Below are 14,824 nucleotides of genomic sequence, written 5' to 3' on the forward strand. Positions count from 1 at the left end.
TTGCATTCGAGGGTTATCGGGGACATCGCGGAAATTACGCTTCGATAGCGGCGCGAAGTTTTTTCATGGCGTTCTTTTCAAGCTGACGCACACGTTCAGCGGAGACGCCGTAGCGATCGGCCAGCTCCTGCAGCGTGGACTTGTTGTCTTCGTCCAGCCAGCGGGCGCGGATAATATCCTGGCTACGTTCGTCGAGGCCTTCCATTGCTGAAGTCAGCTTGTTCGCGGCCTGATCTTCCCAGTTATCCTCTTCAATGCCGTCAGCAAAGTTAGAGGTTTTATCCTGCAGATACAGAACCGGTGCCATTGGCTGGCTGTCAGAGCCGTCGTCGTCGGAGGACATATCGAAGGTCATGTCCTGCGCGGCCATACGGGATTCCATCTCACGCACGTCTTTGCTGGATACGCCCAGCTCGCGCGCCACCATTTCAACTTCATCCTGATTGAACCAGCCCAGACGCTGCTTGGTTTTACGCAGGTTGAAGAACAGTTTACGTTGCGCTTTTGTCGTGGCGACTTTCACGATACGCCAGTTGCGCAGCACGTATTCATGAATTTCTGCTTTGATCCAGTGCACGGCGAAGGAGACCAGTCGCACACCCACTTCCGGGTTGAAGCGACGTACAGCCTTCATCAGACCGATGTTACCTTCCTGAATCAAGTCCGCCTGCGGCAGGCCATAGCCCGCATAATTACGAGCAATGTGAACAACAAAGCGCAGGTGAGACAGGATCAGCTTTTTCGCTGCTTCCAGATCGCCCTGGTAATGCAGCTTTTCAGCAAGCTCCTTTTCTTCCTCGGCCGTTAACATCGGCCAGGTGTTCGCAGCCCGGATATAAGATTCCAGGTTACCAACAGGGGCTAAAGCTAAAGTTTGCATTTCTTTGGTCATTCATTCCTCTCAATGTTTCTTCTGGTCCAGGCTGTCCCCATCAGGCAACAACCATGCCAAAGCGTTTGAGCCACGAGATTAGCATTCACTCTTTTATCAGACAGTGATTTTATCCACAAGTTCCAGGTGCAACGGTGAATAAATTACGCACAAATTGTGACATGGAGATGATAACAGGGGAAGAGACAACAGGGACGCTTTCCCTGCAGAGCGAACATCTCGGTGCAGGGAAAGATTATATCACGCTTTTATTAGTCGGGAGTAAAGTGACGTAAATGTTGCACGGTTGCCAGCCATGCTGCCACCCAGCCGATCATCGAGCACACCAGCAGCAGTAACAGGCACTCATCGAACCCTAAGCCACTGATATCAAACTTCGTTCCGAAAACCTGCGCCACCTCGGTTACGGCAGAGGACAGCCGCATCACCAAAATTTCTGACAATATCAGTGAAAGAAATGCGCCGGAAAAACCGAGCAATGCGCCACCGTACAGGAACGGACGCAGGATGAAGCCATCCGTCGCACCAATCAGTTTCTGCACGTTGATGGTGTCGCGACGCGCGAAAATGCTCAGGCGTACGCTGTTACCGATGACGAGGAAGACCGCCGCCACCATCAGCACACCAATCATCGCCGCCACGCGCCCTACCAGCCCGGTCAGCGCAGCAAGACGCGCAAACCAGCTGTCATCCATGCGCACTTCATCAATCCCGTTGATACGGGTGATGCGGTCACGCAGGGTGTTGAGCGAGTCGGTCCCCTGGAAATCGAGTTTCGGGATCACCACCGCCACGGCCGGGAGGGGGTTCTCTTCAAGCATGTCCAGCGCACCGCCAAAGCCTGACCAGTTACGGAACTCACCCAGGGCTTCTTCACGAGAGAGATAATTCACTTTCTCTACGCCCTGTTCGGCCTGGATTTGCCCCACAACCTGCGCCGCCGCGTTATCGTCGAGCGCCTTATCCAGATAGACCGTGATCTGCGGAGAAGGATAGTACTGCGACGCCGCCTGGTTAACGTTTTTATAGACCATGTAGCAGACGCTTGGCAGCGTCAGGGAGATGGCAATCACCATCACCGTCAGGAACGTCGCCAGCGGTTTGCTTTTCAGGTCCTGCAACGCACCGTGGAACGCATAACGCACCTGCTCGTTGAACACGTTGGTTTTGCGGGAGTTCGGCTTAGGCGCCGCTTTCGCACGCTTTGGCGCATTACGATTGCCGTCACCGCCGCCCTGCGGCTTACGGAAGCGGTCAAACCGGTTTCCGAACTGCCGAATCTGGTTTATTGCATCACGCTTATTCACCGAGGCCTCCGTGCAAATGACCGTCGCTCAGGGTCAGCATGCGGTACGAACGACGGGAAATCAGCCCGATGTCGTGCGTTGCCATCAATACCGTCACCCCAACGCGGTTAAATTCCTCAAACAGACGCAAAATCCCTTCTGACAGGGCGTCGTCCAGGTTACCGGTCGGTTCATCCGCCAGCAGTACCGCAGGTTTGTTCACCACCGCACGGGCAATCCCCACACGCTGCTGTTCACCGCCAGACAGCTGGATCGGGAAGTTCTTCGCTTTGTCCAGCAGCCCGACTTTATCCAGCGCCGCAGAAACGCGACGACGGATATCATCATAGCTGGCACCGGCAATAATCAGCGGAATGGCCACGTTATCGAAAACGGTGCGATCCATCAGCAGGTGGTGGTCCTGGAAAATCATGCCAATCTGACGACGCAGGAAAGGCACCTCACGGTTTTTCAGACGGCTAATATCATGGCCGCTGAACCAGATTTTCCCGGCGCTCGGCCGCTCGATCCCACAGATAAGCTTGAGCAGGGTACTTTTCCCCGCGCCGGAATGGCCGGTCAGGAATGCCATCTCGCCTGGCTGCAGGTGGAATGTCACCCCCTGCAGCGCTTGTCTCCCACCGAGATAGGCCTTGCTGACGTGTTCAAAGCGAATCATTGTTAGTCCTCTCGGGCAAATAGTGCCTCAATAAAGTCGTCCGCTTTAAACGGACGTAAATCCTCAATACGCTCGCCCACACCGATGTAACGGATAGGAATATTGAACTGATCGGCCACGGAGAAGATCACCCCGCCTTTCGCGGTGCCGTCCAGTTTGGTCAGCGTGATCCCGGTCAGCCCTACCGCTTCATGGAACAGCTTCGCCTGGCTGATGGCGTTCTGTCCGGTGCTGGCATCAATGGTCAGCATAATTTCATGCGGTGCCTCTTCGTCCAGCTTCTTCATGACGCGGACGATTTTCTTCAACTCTTCCATCAGGTGCGCTTTGTTCTGCAAACGCCCTGCGGTGTCGGCAATCAGCACATCCACATTACGCGACTTCGCCGCCTGGATAGCGTCAAAGATAACGGAGGCGGAATCCGCACCGGTATGCTGCGCAATCACCGGGATGTTGTTACGCTGGCCCCAGACCTGCAGCTGCTCAACCGCCGCCGCACGGAAGGTATCACCTGCCGCCAGCATTACCGATTTGCCCTGCTGCTCAAACTGTCGCGCCAGCTTGCCGATAGTGGTGGTTTTCCCCACACCGTTCACGCCAACCATCAGAATAACAAATGGCGTTTTGCCTTCAATATTAAGCGGTTCGTCAACTTTTGCGAGGATTTCGCCCATCTCGTCTTTCAGCAGACCGTACAGCGCTTCGGCGTCACGCAACTCCTTGCGGCTCGCCCCTTCGGTCAGACTGGCGATGATCTTACGGGTTGTTTCCACCCCAACGTCGGCGATCAGCAGTTGCTCTTCCAGCTCTTCAAAGAGATCGTCGTCGATCTTCTTGCCGCGGAACAGACTGATAAATCCGGAACCTAAGTTTTCTTTGGTTTTGAGCAGGCTACGCTTCAGGCGGGCGAAGAAACCTTCTTTGGTGGGTTTTTCCTGCTCCTGAGCAACCTCTTCACCCTGCTCTGGTTGCGCTTCCACCGGCACGACGATAACCGCTTCTTCCGCCGCTTCTGCCGCCAGCGCCTGGGCTTCCAGCTCTTCGTCGGTAAGCGCTGGCTCGTCTTGTGCTTCTTCTTCCACCGCCTCAACAATTTCGACGGTTTCTGCCTCGGCTTGCCACTCCTGCGCTGAAACCTCTTCGGCTTTCACCTCTTCCGGCAGCGGCAACGTTTCATGCTCGATAATCGCCTGCGGCGTATCGATAACGTCTTCTACCACAACGGGTTCTGGCTTCTCGCTTTCCTGAACCTGTTCGGTAACTTCCACCACCTCTTCAGCAAAGGCTTCGGTCTCTTCTTTGCTGTGCGCGTGCTCTTCCGCGTCGACAACGGCGGCAGTTTCTACCGGCGTTTCAGGCTGAGACTGCTCTTCAACGGCTTGTTGTTCTTCGGTTTTCTGCTCTGTTTCTTGCTCTTTTTCACCGAAGCCCAGCCAGGAAAAGAAGCCACGTTTTTTTTGTTTTGCCATCTGCGACTACACTCCTCGCGGCGCTATATACATGGAAGCTAAAAAAATGATGAAATAGTCTAACACTTTACTTAATTGACATCACCGCCCGCAATCGCAGGCCAATTGTTAACAGAGCTTTCCAGAGATGAAGAAACCCAACCGCGCCCCAGCCGGTCAAATTCGTATTATCGGCGGCCAGTGGCGAGGCCGGAAATTACCGGTGCCGGATAGCCCCGGACTACGCCCAACCACGGACCGCGTACGCGAAACGCTGTTTAACTGGCTGGCCCCCTCAATGGTGGATGCCCACTGCCTGGACTGCTTCGCGGGCAGCGGCGCGCTGGGTCTGGAGGCGCTGTCGCGCTATGCCGCCAGCGCCACGCTGCTGGAAATGGAGCGCGGCGTTGCGCAGACGTTGCAGCAAAATCTGGCAACGCTAAAAGCGACCAACGCCAAAGTAGTGAATACCAACACACTGAGCTTCCTCGCGCAAAAGGGCACGCCGCACAACGTGGTGTTTGTCGACCCGCCGTTCCGCAAGGGGCTGCTGGAAGAGACGTTATCCCTGCTGGAAAACAACGGCTGGCTGGCGGATGACGCGTTAATCTACGTCGAAAGCGAAGTCGAAAATGGTTTACCGCCGGTCCCGGTTCACTGGGATCTGCACCGAGAAAAAGTGGCAGGTCAGGTCGCTTATCGTCTGTATCACCGTCAGGCACAAGGAGAATCCAATGCCAGTACTGATTAATGTGGGACGTTTGTTGATGCTGGGCGTCTGGGCATTTCTGCTCCTCAATCTGGTGCACCCGTTCCCGCGCCCGATGAACATCTTTGTGAACGTGGCCTTTATCTTTACCACCTTCATGCACGCCCTGCAGATGGTGATGCTGAAAAACGGCCTGCCAAAAGACGGTCCGCAGATGACCGGCTGGCAGCAGCTGCGCGTGTTTATTTTTGGCGTATTTGAACTGCTGGTGTGGATGAAGAAATTTAAGGCCCAGGCGAAGAAGTAAGGCGCCTCAAGCCTCAGCTTACCCCTCTCCCTGCGGGAGAGGGAACATTACCGATCTGGCGTAAACCCTTCAAACCGCGACCCCTTGTAACTCAGAATCCCTTTTTCTCCCACCGTCAGTTGATGGTACTGCTGCGCCTCCAGACGGTAGGTCATCTCCAGCCCGCCGGTTTCCGGCTTAAAGCTCGCTTCATAGCGCATGGTGGCTCCCGCCGGCGTAACCTGCTGCTGGCGCGAGCGTCGGTCATTGAGGGCTTTCTCGCGTTTATTGCTTATCACCACGCGTTTTTGCATCAACGGCGCGGCATCGTTGTCCGCCTTCTCACGGCGCTGCTGCACGAAACGAAAGGAGGCGGCAATGACGATAATCGCCACCACGATAACGAAAAAAAGCGGCATCTTGCTCATTCAAAAATCCCATCAGATTATACGGAATTCAGGATACCTTGCCTTTCCCGGCATTGCCAAACGCCTGCCCCCATCACTACACTGAATAAGAAACTGATTATTCAGACTCAACAGTTACAGGGAGTTAATATGCTTTGGTCATTTATCGCTGTCTGTTTTTCCGCATGGCTTTACGTCGATGCATCCTATCGCGGCCCTGCCTGGCAGCGATGGTTGTTTAAACCCGTCACGCTGTTGTTACTCCTGCTGCTTGCCTGGCAAGCGCCCATGTTTAACGCCGTCAGCTATCTGGTTCTTGCCGGTCTGTGTGCGTCCCTGATTGGTGATGCCTTAACCCTGCTGCCGCGACAGCGCCTGCTGTATGCCGTTGGGGCATTTTTCCTGTCGCATCTGCTTTATACCATTTACTTCGCCAGCCAGATGACGCTCTCCTTCTTCTGGCCGCTACCGCTGGTGCTGCTGGTCATTGGCGCGCTGCTGATCGCGGTGATCTGGACGCGTCTGGAAGAGATGCGCTTGCCTGTCTGCACGTTTATCGCCATGACGCTGGTGATGGTATGGCTGGCGGGTGAACTGTGGTTCTTCCGTCCGACGGCACCGGCAATGTCCGCGTTCTTTGGTGCCACGCTGCTGTTACTCGGGAATATCGTCTGGCTGGGCAGCCACTATCGTCGCCGCTTCCGTGCGGATAACGCGATTGCCGCCGCCTGCTACTTTGCCGGGCACTTCCTGATTGTGCGTTCGCTGTATATCTAAATAAGCCTTGACTCTGGAGTCGACTCCAGAGTGTATGCTGCGGTTAATGAGAAAATTATCATTACCGGAGACTGCCATGTCGACTCCAGAAACACCTAAAAAAGTTCCACAATTCTCGGCACTTAAGCTCAGCCCCGTTCCCGCGAAGGACGACTGCTGCTGCGACGGCGCATGCGAAACGCAAAACACGCCGCCGCTCCCGGAAAGCGCAAACCGCTACAGCTGGGTGGTCAACGGTATGGACTGCGCGGCCTGCGCCCGTAAAGTCGAAAACGCGGTAAAACAGGTCCCGGGCGTCAGCCACGTCCAGGTGCTCTTCGCCACCGAGAAGCTTCTGGTCAGTGCCGATAATGACATCAGCACGCTGGTTGAAGCCGCCGTCAGTAAGGCCGGTTACAGCCTGCGCAGCGAAACCGCACCTGTCGAAAAGACGTCAGCCCTGCGAGAAAACCTGCCCATTATCACCCTTATCATCATGATGGCCCTGAGCTGGGGTCTGGAGCAATTTAACCACCCGTTCGGTAACCTGGCGTTCATCGCCACGACGCTTGTCGGACTGTTCCCGATTGCCCGTCAGGCCGTGCGGCTGATGAAAAGCGGAAGCTGGTTCGCCATCGAAACGCTGATGAGCGTGGCGGCGATCGGCGCGTTGTTTATTGGCGCGACGGCGGAAGCGGCCATGGTGCTGCTGCTGTTCTTAATTGGCGAGCGCCTTGAGGGCTGGGCGGCGAGTCGGGCACGGAAAGGGGTCAGCGCGCTGATGGCGCTGAAACCGGAAACCGCAACGCGGGTGACGGACAGCGAACGCCAGACGGTGGCAATTAACACGCTGCGCCCGGGTGATGTGATTGAGGTCGCCGCCGGCGGGCGTCTGCCTGCGGACGGTGAATTGCTTACCGCCACGGCGAGTTTCGATGAAAGTGCCCTCACCGGCGAGTCGATTCCGGTTGAACGCTCAGCGGGCGAGAAAGTGCCTGCAGGCGCCACCAGCGTCGATCGTCTGGTGCAACTCACGGTCCTCTCCGGACCGGGTGAGAGCGCCATCGACCGCATCCTGAAGCTGATTGAAGAGGCCGAGGAGCGTCGCGCACCCGTTGAGCGCTTTATCGATCGCTTCAGCCGGATCTACACCCCCGCCATCATGCTGGTCGCCCTGCTGGTGACAATTATTCCACCGCTGTTCCTGGGCGCAGCCTGGGAGGGCTGGGTTTATAAAGGTTTGACGTTGCTGCTGATTGGTTGCCCGTGTGCGCTGGTGATCTCCACGCCGGCGGCCATTACCTCCGGCCTGGCAGCCGCGGCGCGTCGTGGAGCGCTGATTAAAGGCGGTGCGGCGCTGGAGCAGCTGAGCCAGGTGCAACATATCGCCTTCGATAAAACCGGTACGCTGACGGTGGGTAAACCGCAGGTCACGGGCATTTATCCTCAGGAGGTCAGTGAAAATACGCTGCTCGCCCTGGCCGCTGCCGTCGAACAAGGCTCCACCCACCCGCTGGCACAGGCGATAGTTCGCGAGGCGCAGTCGCGTGGGCTGGACATCCCTGCCGCCACCGCACAGCGGGCGCTGGTCGGGTCCGGGATTGAAGCCGACGTTGAAGGGAATAACGTCCTGATCGTTGCCGCGAATACGTTTCCGGCGGCCGGGCTGAGCCAGCCAGTCCAGGCGCTGGAACAGGCCGGGCAAACCGTGGTGATGGTGGTGCAAAACGGCGTGGCGATAGGGATGCTGGCACTGCGTGACACCCTGCGTGACGATGCAAAAGACGCCGTCGCCGCGCTGCATCAACTGGGCGTGCAGGGGGTGATCCTCACCGGGGATAACCCGCGAGCCGCGGCAGCGATTGCCGGTGAGCTGGGGCTGGCGTTTAAAGCCGGGTTATTGCCTGCGGATAAAGTGCGCGCCGTAACGGAACTGAACAATCATGCACCACTGGCAATGGTGGGTGACGGCATCAACGATGCCCCGGCGATGAAAGCCGCCACCATTGGCATTGCAATGGGCAGCGGCACCGACGTGGCGCTCGAAACCGCCGACGCGGCGCTTACCCACAACCGCCTGACCGGGCTGGCGCAGATGATTGCTCTGGCGCGCGCCACGCGGGCCAATATCCGTCAGAACATTGGGATTGCGCTGGGCCTGAAGGGAATTTTCCTGGTCACCACGCTGCTCGGTATAACCGGCCTGTGGCTGGCGGTGCTGGCGGATACCGGCGCGACGGTACTGGTGACGGCGAACGCGCTCCGCTTATTACGTCGACAATAACACGAGATGCCCTCTCCCACCGGGAGAGGGCGGAAAACGGCGTCACTGCATCCCTAACACGCGCGGCAGCCACAGCGAGATGGCCGGGATGTACGTCACCATCGCCAGCACCACCAGCAGCATGCCGTAAAACGGCAGCATGGCGCGAACCACATGCTCGATTTTCTGTTTACTTACCGCGCTCGCCACAAACAGCACCGAACCAACCGGCGGCGTAATCAGCCCGATCCCCAGGTTCACCATCATGATCATCCCAAAATGCACCGGATCGATGCCCAGCGAATTGGTCACCGGCAACAGCACTGGCGTCAGGATCAGGATGATCGGCGCCATGTCCATTAACGTGCCGATCAGCAGCAGCATGATGTTGAGATACATCAGGATCACGTACTTGTTATCGGAGAGCGAGGTGAAGAACTCGGTGATACGGCTCGGGAGCTGCATGTAGGTCATCACCGCGCCAAACGCCGCCGCAAAGCCAATCAGTATCATCACGATGGTGACGGTTTTCACCGTCCTGCACATCAGCTTCGGCAGCTCGTTCCATTTGTAGTCCCGGTAGATAAACATGGTGACAAAGAACGCCCACAGACAGGCCACGGCAGCGGATTCCGTTGCGGTAAATATCCCGGACAGTATCCCGCCGAGAATAATCACCACGGTCATCAGCCCCCACAGCGCGTCCAGCGTGATTTTCAGCGCCTGCTTAAAGGGAATTTTTTCCCCTTTCGGGTAGCCACGTTTGCGGGCAAAGCCCAGACACATTGCCATCAGGCTTACGCCGAGCAGCAGCCCTGGCAGCACCCCCGCGATAAACAGCGTCGCGATAGAGACCGTCCCGCCTGCCGCGAGGGAATAAATTACCGAGTTGTGGCTGGGCGGGATCAAAATCGCCTGTACCGACCCGCTGGCGGTCACCGCCGCCGCATAATCGCGCGGATAGCCCTTCTTCTCCATCTCCGGGATCATTACGCTGCCAATGGAGGCCGTATCCGCCACCGACGAGCCGGAAATCGCGCCGAAGAACGTGGAGGCCACAATATTCACCAGCGACAGCCCACCGCGAATAAAGCCAACAAACACGTAGGCGAAATTGACCAGCCGTCGGGCAATCCCCCCTTCCGCCATAATCGCACCCGCGAGAATAAAGAAGGGGATCGCCAGCAGCGTGAATTTATTCACCCCGCTGGTTATCTGAATCATCAGCGCCTCGAGGGGTAAATCTATCCACAACGCGCCCGCGACGGCGCTTAGCCCGACGGCAAAGGCCACCGGCATCCCCAGCGCCAGCAAAATGGCGAGGGTGAATAACAAAACGAATGCATCCATTGTTCACCCCTTAACTGTGGTTGCCGATCAGCACGACGGGACGGTTTTCCTGCGAGCCAAACAGCAGGCGCTCAATCACAAACAGGATCAGAACGGCAGAGCCCACCGGCAGCGGCAGATAGCTCTCGCCGGAGGTCAGGACCGGAAATTCGGCGACCGGTTGCTCCCAGAGTTCGACGCACAGCCAGTAGCTGTACCAGAACATCAGGCCAGCGATCAGCAGCATCAGCAGATCAACGGCCCGTGCGCAGACGGTTTTTAACGGCCCGGGCAGCCGGTCGGTGAGCATATTCACCGCAATGTGCGAACCGGCACGGTAGCTGACCGCCGCGCCGATAAAGGTGAAGGTCACCATGCAGATGATGGCAACCGGCTCCGGCCAGGATTCACCGCGGTTAAGCACATAGCGCGAAAAGATGCCGATGGGGATCACAATCGTCATCACCAGCAGCGAGATGCCCGCCACGGCCATCGCCAGCAGGTAGAGACGGTCCATCCACTTCAGATAGAGTTCGGACATACGTACTCCGGTTACTTGACGTCAGCGATGGCCTTCATCAGATCCTGATGCTTTTCGCCATACTGGGCGCGCACCGGCTCTGTGGCTTTGATAAATACCGTTTTGTCGATCTCGTGGAACTGCACCCCGCCAGCCTTCATTTTTTCCAGCGCCTGGGCGTTATAGGCTTCCCACAACTTACGTTGTTCAAACTGGGCTTCACGGGCCAGGGTCAGGATCTTTTTCTGCTCGTCGGCGCTGAGTTTGTCCCACTTCACTTTTGAGTAGAGCAGCATTTCCGGGGTGATAAAGTGGCCGCTGAGGGTGTAGTTTTTGGCGACCGGCATATAGTTATGCGCGACATAGGTCGGTGGATTATTCTCCGCGCCGTCAATCACGCCGGTTTGCATCCCGCTGTAAACTTCGCTCACCCCCATTGCCACCGCGTTAGCACCCATATCTTTCAGCGTCGCCAGCGCCACCGGACTGCCCTGTACGCGGATTTTCTTCCCTTTCAGATCGTCGGGTTTAACAATCGGATCTTTGGTGATCAGGTTGCGGGTGCCGGAGTCCATCCAGCCGAGGAACACCAGTCGTGATTTCGGGTTGGCAGTTAGCTTATCGCCAATTTGCTTGCCGATATCCCCGTCGATCACTTTGTGCATGTGGTCTTCATCGCGGAAAACGTAGGGCAGCGTGAAGACTTCGATATCGGGCAGGATGGCCGCCACCGGCGCCATCGAGACGCGGATCATATCGATCGCCCCCATCTGCGCCTGCTCAATCATCTGTTTTTCATCCCCCAGCACGCCGCCGGGGAAGACCTTAATCTCCAGCTTGCCGTCGGTTTGTTGTTTGAGTTTTTCACCCATTTGCTGAACCGCCACCACGTTCGGGTAGCCTTCAGGGTGCACATCGGCGGCTTTGATGGTTTGCGCAGCGACAGAGCAGGCAAAAGCGGAGAGGCACAGGGCGGCCAGTAACGGCTTGAGGGTCGTTTTCATCGGGTCAACTCCAGGGTAGTGAGATAAGCGTTAAAACAGTGTTTTATTTTTGTACGCTTAAAAACTAGACTACGGCCGGAAAAGCGGAGGTGAAGCGCCTCACAAAAGCGTGAAATTTTGAAACGATGGTTTAGAAAGGTTTTCTCCCTCTCCTTGTGGGAGAGGGTCGGGGTGAGGCCATCAGGCCGCACTTACCCCTTACGGATCACATACCGGTACGGCAGCGTTTCGGTCTGCTGTGCCACCAGCTCATGTTCCATAAAGGTACAAAAACCGGGAATGTCGCGGGTGGTGGCGGGGTCGTCGGCGATGATCAGCAGCGTCTCACCGGTCTGCATGTTGCGCACGGTTTTACGTACCATCATTACCGGCTCCGGGCAGCGAAGGCCCTGAGCATCAAGGGTGTGGTCTGGGCTGGAAAACAGATCGGTCATGTTCTTCTCGGTCAGGTAAAAACGGCTGTAGTTTACGCCCCATCGTCGGCAATGCAACCAGGTTAACGATTGCGTAAAAACTAACCATTGCAATGTCCGGCCAAAGCAGTATCATGCTGCGGTTTTTATTGGGTTCCCTCACCCCAACGTATAAAAAGGTTACAACATGATGCAGTTTTCTGATTCACAGCGCGTTAAAGCGTTGTTCTGGCTTTCGCTTTTTCATTTGCTGGTGATTACCTCCAGCAACTATCTGGTGCAACTCCCGATCTCCATCTTTGGTTTTCATACCACGTGGGGCGCGTTCAGTTTCCCGTTTATTTTTCTCGCCACTGATTTGACCGTGCGTATTTTCGGCGCACCGCTGGCTCGCCGCATTATTTTTGCGGTCATGCTGCCGGCGCTGTTCATTTCGTACGTGATCTCTTCCCTGTTTTATATGGGAAGCTGGCAGGGGTTCGAGGCGTTAACGCACTTCAACCTGTTTGTCGCCCGTATCGCCTCCGCCAGCTTTATGGCCTACGCGCTGGGGCAGATCCTCGACGTTCACGTGTTTAACCGCCTGCGTCAAAATCATCGCTGGTGGATGGCACCCACGGCGTCCACGCTGTTCGGCAACGTCAGCGACACGCTGGCCTTCTTCTTTATCGCATTCTGGCGTAGCCCGGACGCATTTATGGCCCAGCACTGGATGGAAATCGCCCTTGTGGACTACTGCTTCAAGGTGCTTATCAGCATTGTGTTCTTCCTGCCGATGTACGGCGTCCTGCTGAATATGCTGCTGAAAAGACTCGCAGATAAATCTGAAATCACAGCATTGCAGGCTGGTTAAGGGTTCGCTTTATCAGTTGTGATAAGATGAACCAATCAGCCGTTATGGCCGTTTATCGAAAGGAAGAAGTTAATGCGCAATCTGGTTAAATATGTCGGGATTGGCCTGCTGGTTGTGGGCCTTGCAGCCTGTGATAATAGCGACACGAAAACGCCTGCTCAGGGCGCGTCTGCAGAGAGCAACGCCACCGGTCAGCCGGTGAGTCTGCTGGACGGTAAACTCAGTTTCTCTCTGCCAGCAGATATGACTGACCAGAGCGGCAAGCTGGGTACCCAGGCGAACAATATGCACGTTTACTCCGATGCAACCGGGCAGAAAGCCGTCATTGTGATTGTGGGCGACGACACCAGCGAAGACCTGGCCGTCATGACCAAACGTCTGGAAGATCAGCAGCGCAGCCGCGATCCGCAGCTGCAGGTCGTGACCAATAAATCTATCGAACTGAAAGGCCACACGCTGCAACAGCTGGACAGCATCATTTCAGCAAAAGGCCAGACCGCTTACTCTTCCGTGGTGCTTGGCAAGGTCGATAATAAACTGCTGACCCTGCAGATCACTCTGCCGGCGGAAAATCAGCAGAAAGCGCAGACGGCTGCTGAAAACATCATTAACACCATCGTGATCCAGTAATTCTTCACGATGATGACGTGGCCTCCGGTGCCTGCACCGGGGGCCATTTTTTTAGCCGCCATGTCAGCATCAATGCGATAACCACCAGACCCGCCGCGGCAAGATAGATTACCGGAACCCCTGCCCACGCCATCACCAGCCCCGCCAGCGGCCCGGTAATGCCCAGCGACATGTCCATAAACACCGTGTAGGTCGCCAGCGCCGACCCCTGGTTCTGCTGCGGCACGGCTTTTACCGCGACCACGCCGAGTGCCGGGAAGACCAGCGAAAAGCCAGCGCCGGCGAGGAAAACGCCCATTTTCGCCATCCACGGTGCGGTGGCAATCCCGGTCAACACCAGCCCGACAATCTCTACCGCAAAGCAGATCAACGCCACATTCAGTCCCCCCAGACGGTTGATACCGTTCGGGAAGAGCAAACGCGCGCCGACAAACGCACAGCTAAACAGCGTCAGGGCAAAGGCTGCGCCGTCCCAGCCTTTGGCGTCATAGAAGAGAGTGATGAACGTGGCGATCACGCCGAAGCCGGTGGTTGCCAGCGCCAGCGCCATACCATAAGGCCAGACGCGCCCCAGCACCGCCCTGAACGGCAGTGGCTTGCCTTTGCTGGCCTTCACCTTCGGGCGCGGCAGGGCAAACAGAATCGCGAGCAGCGCGACGACCATAATGGTGATAGCCAGCCCGGATAGCCCGCCATAGGCATAACAGATCACCCCCAGCGGTGCGCCCAGCGCCATTGCGCCGTAGGTGACGATACCGTTCCAGGAGATCACCCGGCCAATATGGGACGCACCCACCACACCCACGCCCCACAGCGTCGAACCGGTACCCGCCAGACTTTGCCCAATACCCAGAATCACACGCCCCAGACAGAGCAGCGCCAGGCTGACCAGCGGCCAGTGGCTGGTGGTGGCGGCCAGCAGGTAGCCCAGACCACTCAGAAAACAGCCGCAGAGCCCCACAATGACGATGCGCTTTGGCCCAAACAGATCCGCATAGCGCCCGGCATGCGGGCGGCTCAGGAGCGTGGCGAAATACTGCAGGCTGATGACCAGCCCCGCCCAGAATGCGCTAAAACCCATGACGTCATGGACATAGCCCGGCAACACCGCCAGCGGCAGGCCAATCGTCAGATAACTGGCGAAGTTAAAAATCACAACGGAAACAATGCGCAGATTGAGGCGCAATCCGCTCAGCGCCGGTTCGGCGGCATGCTCTGGCATGGGGTTTAACCTGAATTTTTACAACAGTGTTTCACTATTACCACGGCAGGATAAGAAAATCAGCACTGACTTTCAGATTATCGGCTCCAGACGAAGCGGCCACCGGGCACTACACTTAACGGGCTAT

16 protein-coding genes are annotated in these 14,824 nt (G+C 56.8%); 6 read left to right on the forward strand and 10 right to left on the reverse strand.

Translation table 11 applies throughout. From position 1 onward, the window contains the following. Nucleotides 1-34 precede the first annotated feature (34 nt). The 4 genes from rpoH to ftsY all read right to left on the reverse strand — a co-directional run bounded on the left by rpoH (nt 35) and on the right by ftsY (nt 4,326). Nucleotides 35-892: an RNA polymerase sigma factor RpoH gene (rpoH, locus tag BH714_RS14010; RefSeq protein WP_014172011.1), complete on the reverse strand. Its 858-nt coding sequence runs from the start codon at nt 890-892 to the stop codon at nt 35-37. A gap of 251 nt (nt 893-1,143) precedes the next feature. Further along, on the reverse strand, nt 1,144-2,199 hold the full coding sequence (ftsX, locus tag BH714_RS14020; RefSeq protein ID WP_014172012.1) for a permease-like cell division protein FtsX: 1,056 nt from the start codon (nt 2,197-2,199) through the stop codon (nt 1,144-1,146). Beyond that, nucleotides 2,192-2,857, reverse strand: coding sequence for a cell division ATP-binding protein FtsE (gene ftsE, locus BH714_RS14025; RefSeq protein WP_014172013.1), 666 nt, complete (start codon nt 2,855-2,857; stop codon nt 2,192-2,194). The genes ftsX and ftsE overlap by 8 nt, the downstream gene beginning before the upstream one ends. Nucleotides 2,858-2,859: 2 nt before the next feature. After that, nucleotides 2,860-4,326: a signal recognition particle-docking protein FtsY gene (gene ftsY / locus BH714_RS14030; protein WP_040018227.1), complete on the reverse strand. Its 1,467-nt coding sequence runs from the start codon at nt 4,324-4,326 to the stop codon at nt 2,860-2,862. A gap of 127 nt (nt 4,327-4,453) precedes the next feature. Between ftsY and rsmD the strand changes: the two genes are divergently transcribed. Next, nucleotides 4,454-5,056: a 16S rRNA (guanine(966)-N(2))-methyltransferase gene (gene rsmD, locus BH714_RS14035; RefSeq protein WP_020884541.1), complete on the forward strand. Its 603-nt coding sequence runs from the start codon at nt 4,454-4,456 to the stop codon at nt 5,054-5,056. Further along, on the forward strand, nt 5,040-5,321 hold the full coding sequence (locus tag BH714_RS14040) for a DUF1145 family protein (RefSeq protein WP_014172016.1): 282 nt from the start codon (nt 5,040-5,042) through the stop codon (nt 5,319-5,321). The genes rsmD and BH714_RS14040 overlap by 17 nt, the downstream gene beginning before the upstream one ends. A 47-nt stretch (nt 5,322-5,368) precedes the next feature. On the opposite strand, the gene BH714_RS14045 is transcribed toward BH714_RS14040, so the two are convergent. Further along, nucleotides 5,369-5,728 (reverse strand): DUF2500 domain-containing protein, encoded by a 360-nt coding sequence (locus BH714_RS14045; protein ID WP_040018228.1) that lies wholly within the window; start codon nt 5,726-5,728, stop codon nt 5,369-5,371. 129 nt (nt 5,729-5,857) lie between these two features. On the opposite strand from BH714_RS14045, the gene BH714_RS14050 reads away from it, so the two are divergent. Beyond that, the gene (locus tag BH714_RS14050; RefSeq protein WP_014172018.1) at nt 5,858-6,484 is read left to right on the forward strand and encodes a lysoplasmalogenase; all 627 of its coding nucleotides are present in this window, start codon (nt 5,858-5,860) and stop codon (nt 6,482-6,484) included. A gap of 76 nt (nt 6,485-6,560) precedes the next feature. After that, nucleotides 6,561-8,747: a Zn(II)/Cd(II)/Pb(II) translocating P-type ATPase ZntA gene (gene zntA, locus BH714_RS14055; protein WP_040018229.1), complete on the forward strand. Its 2,187-nt coding sequence runs from the start codon at nt 6,561-6,563 to the stop codon at nt 8,745-8,747. 42 nt (nt 8,748-8,789) lie between these two features. Here the strand turns inward: zntA and BH714_RS14060 are convergent, their stop codons facing one another. The 4 genes from BH714_RS14060 to tusA all read right to left on the reverse strand — a co-directional run bounded on the left by BH714_RS14060 (nt 8,790) and on the right by tusA (nt 12,013). Beyond that, entirely contained in the window at nt 8,790-10,076 is a 1,287-nt protein-coding gene (locus tag BH714_RS14060) for a TRAP transporter large permease (protein ID WP_014172020.1), read from the reverse strand. Between the two features lie 10 nt (nt 10,077-10,086). Beyond that, nucleotides 10,087-10,596 carry a TRAP transporter small permease gene (locus BH714_RS14065; RefSeq protein ID WP_014172021.1) on the reverse strand — a complete coding sequence of 170 codons (510 nt, stop codon included), beginning with the start codon at nt 10,594-10,596 and terminating at the stop codon, nt 10,087-10,089. A gap of 11 nt (nt 10,597-10,607) precedes the next feature. Continuing rightward, entirely contained in the window at nt 10,608-11,579 is a 972-nt protein-coding gene (locus BH714_RS14070; protein WP_014172022.1) for a TRAP transporter substrate-binding protein, read from the reverse strand. Between the two features lie 191 nt (nt 11,580-11,770). Then, entirely contained in the window at nt 11,771-12,013 is a 243-nt protein-coding gene (gene tusA / locus BH714_RS14075; protein WP_020884537.1) for a sulfurtransferase TusA, read from the reverse strand. A 166-nt stretch (nt 12,014-12,179) separates the two neighbouring features. On the opposite strand from tusA, the gene BH714_RS14080 reads away from it, so the two are divergent. Together BH714_RS14080 and BH714_RS14085 are read left to right on the forward strand one after the other, a co-directional pair. Next, nucleotides 12,180-12,845: a 7-cyano-7-deazaguanine/7-aminomethyl-7-deazaguanine transporter gene (locus BH714_RS14080; RefSeq protein WP_020884536.1), complete on the forward strand. Its 666-nt coding sequence runs from the start codon at nt 12,180-12,182 to the stop codon at nt 12,843-12,845. Between the two features lie 72 nt (nt 12,846-12,917). Beyond that, the gene (locus tag BH714_RS14085; protein ID WP_014172025.1) at nt 12,918-13,475 is read left to right on the forward strand and encodes a DcrB family lipoprotein; all 558 of its coding nucleotides are present in this window, start codon (nt 12,918-12,920) and stop codon (nt 13,473-13,475) included. Between the two features lie 4 nt (nt 13,476-13,479). Here the strand turns inward: BH714_RS14085 and BH714_RS14090 are convergent, their stop codons facing one another. Continuing rightward, the gene (locus BH714_RS14090) at nt 13,480-14,697 is read right to left on the reverse strand and encodes an MFS transporter (protein ID WP_020884535.1); all 1,218 of its coding nucleotides are present in this window, start codon (nt 14,695-14,697) and stop codon (nt 13,480-13,482) included. Between the last annotated feature and the right edge of the window lie 127 nt (nt 14,698-14,824).

The sequence above is a fragment of the Enterobacter ludwigii genome (assembly GCF_001750725.1).
GTDB classification, from domain to species: Bacteria; Pseudomonadota; Gammaproteobacteria; order Enterobacterales; family Enterobacteriaceae; genus Enterobacter; species Enterobacter ludwigii.

Coding starts and splice junctions, on each gene's coding strand:
- rpoH (WP_014172011.1), bottom strand. CDS start 892: ATGACCAAAGAAATGCAAACTTTAGCTTTAGCCCCTGTTGGTAACCTG.
- ftsE (WP_014172013.1), bottom strand. CDS start 2,857: ATGATTCGCTTTGAACACGTCAGCAAGGCCTATCTCGGTGGGAGACAA.
- ftsY (WP_040018227.1), bottom strand. CDS start 4,326: ATGGCAAAACAAAAAAAACGTGGCTTCTTTTCCTGGCTGGGCTTCGGT.
- rsmD (WP_020884541.1), top strand. CDS start 4,454: ATGAAGAAACCCAACCGCGCCCCAGCCGGTCAAATTCGTATTATCGGC.
- BH714_RS14040 (WP_014172016.1), top strand. CDS start 5,040: ATGCCAGTACTGATTAATGTGGGACGTTTGTTGATGCTGGGCGTCTGG.
- BH714_RS14045 (WP_040018228.1), bottom strand. CDS start 5,728: ATGAGCAAGATGCCGCTTTTTTTCGTTATCGTGGTGGCGATTATCGTC.
- BH714_RS14050 (WP_014172018.1), top strand. CDS start 5,858: ATGCTTTGGTCATTTATCGCTGTCTGTTTTTCCGCATGGCTTTACGTC.
- zntA (WP_040018229.1), top strand. CDS start 6,561: ATGTCGACTCCAGAAACACCTAAAAAAGTTCCACAATTCTCGGCACTT.
- BH714_RS14060 (WP_014172020.1), bottom strand. CDS start 10,076: ATGGATGCATTCGTTTTGTTATTCACCCTCGCCATTTTGCTGGCGCTG.
- BH714_RS14065 (WP_014172021.1), bottom strand. CDS start 10,596: ATGTCCGAACTCTATCTGAAGTGGATGGACCGTCTCTACCTGCTGGCG.
- BH714_RS14070 (WP_014172022.1), bottom strand. CDS start 11,579: ATGAAAACGACCCTCAAGCCGTTACTGGCCGCCCTGTGCCTCTCCGCT.
- tusA (WP_020884537.1), bottom strand. CDS start 12,013: ATGACCGATCTGTTTTCCAGCCCAGACCACACCCTTGATGCTCAGGGC.
- BH714_RS14080 (WP_020884536.1), top strand. CDS start 12,180: ATGATGCAGTTTTCTGATTCACAGCGCGTTAAAGCGTTGTTCTGGCTT.
- BH714_RS14085 (WP_014172025.1), top strand. CDS start 12,918: ATGCGCAATCTGGTTAAATATGTCGGGATTGGCCTGCTGGTTGTGGGC.
- BH714_RS14090 (WP_020884535.1), bottom strand. CDS start 14,697: ATGCCAGAGCATGCCGCCGAACCGGCGCTGAGCGGATTGCGCCTCAAT.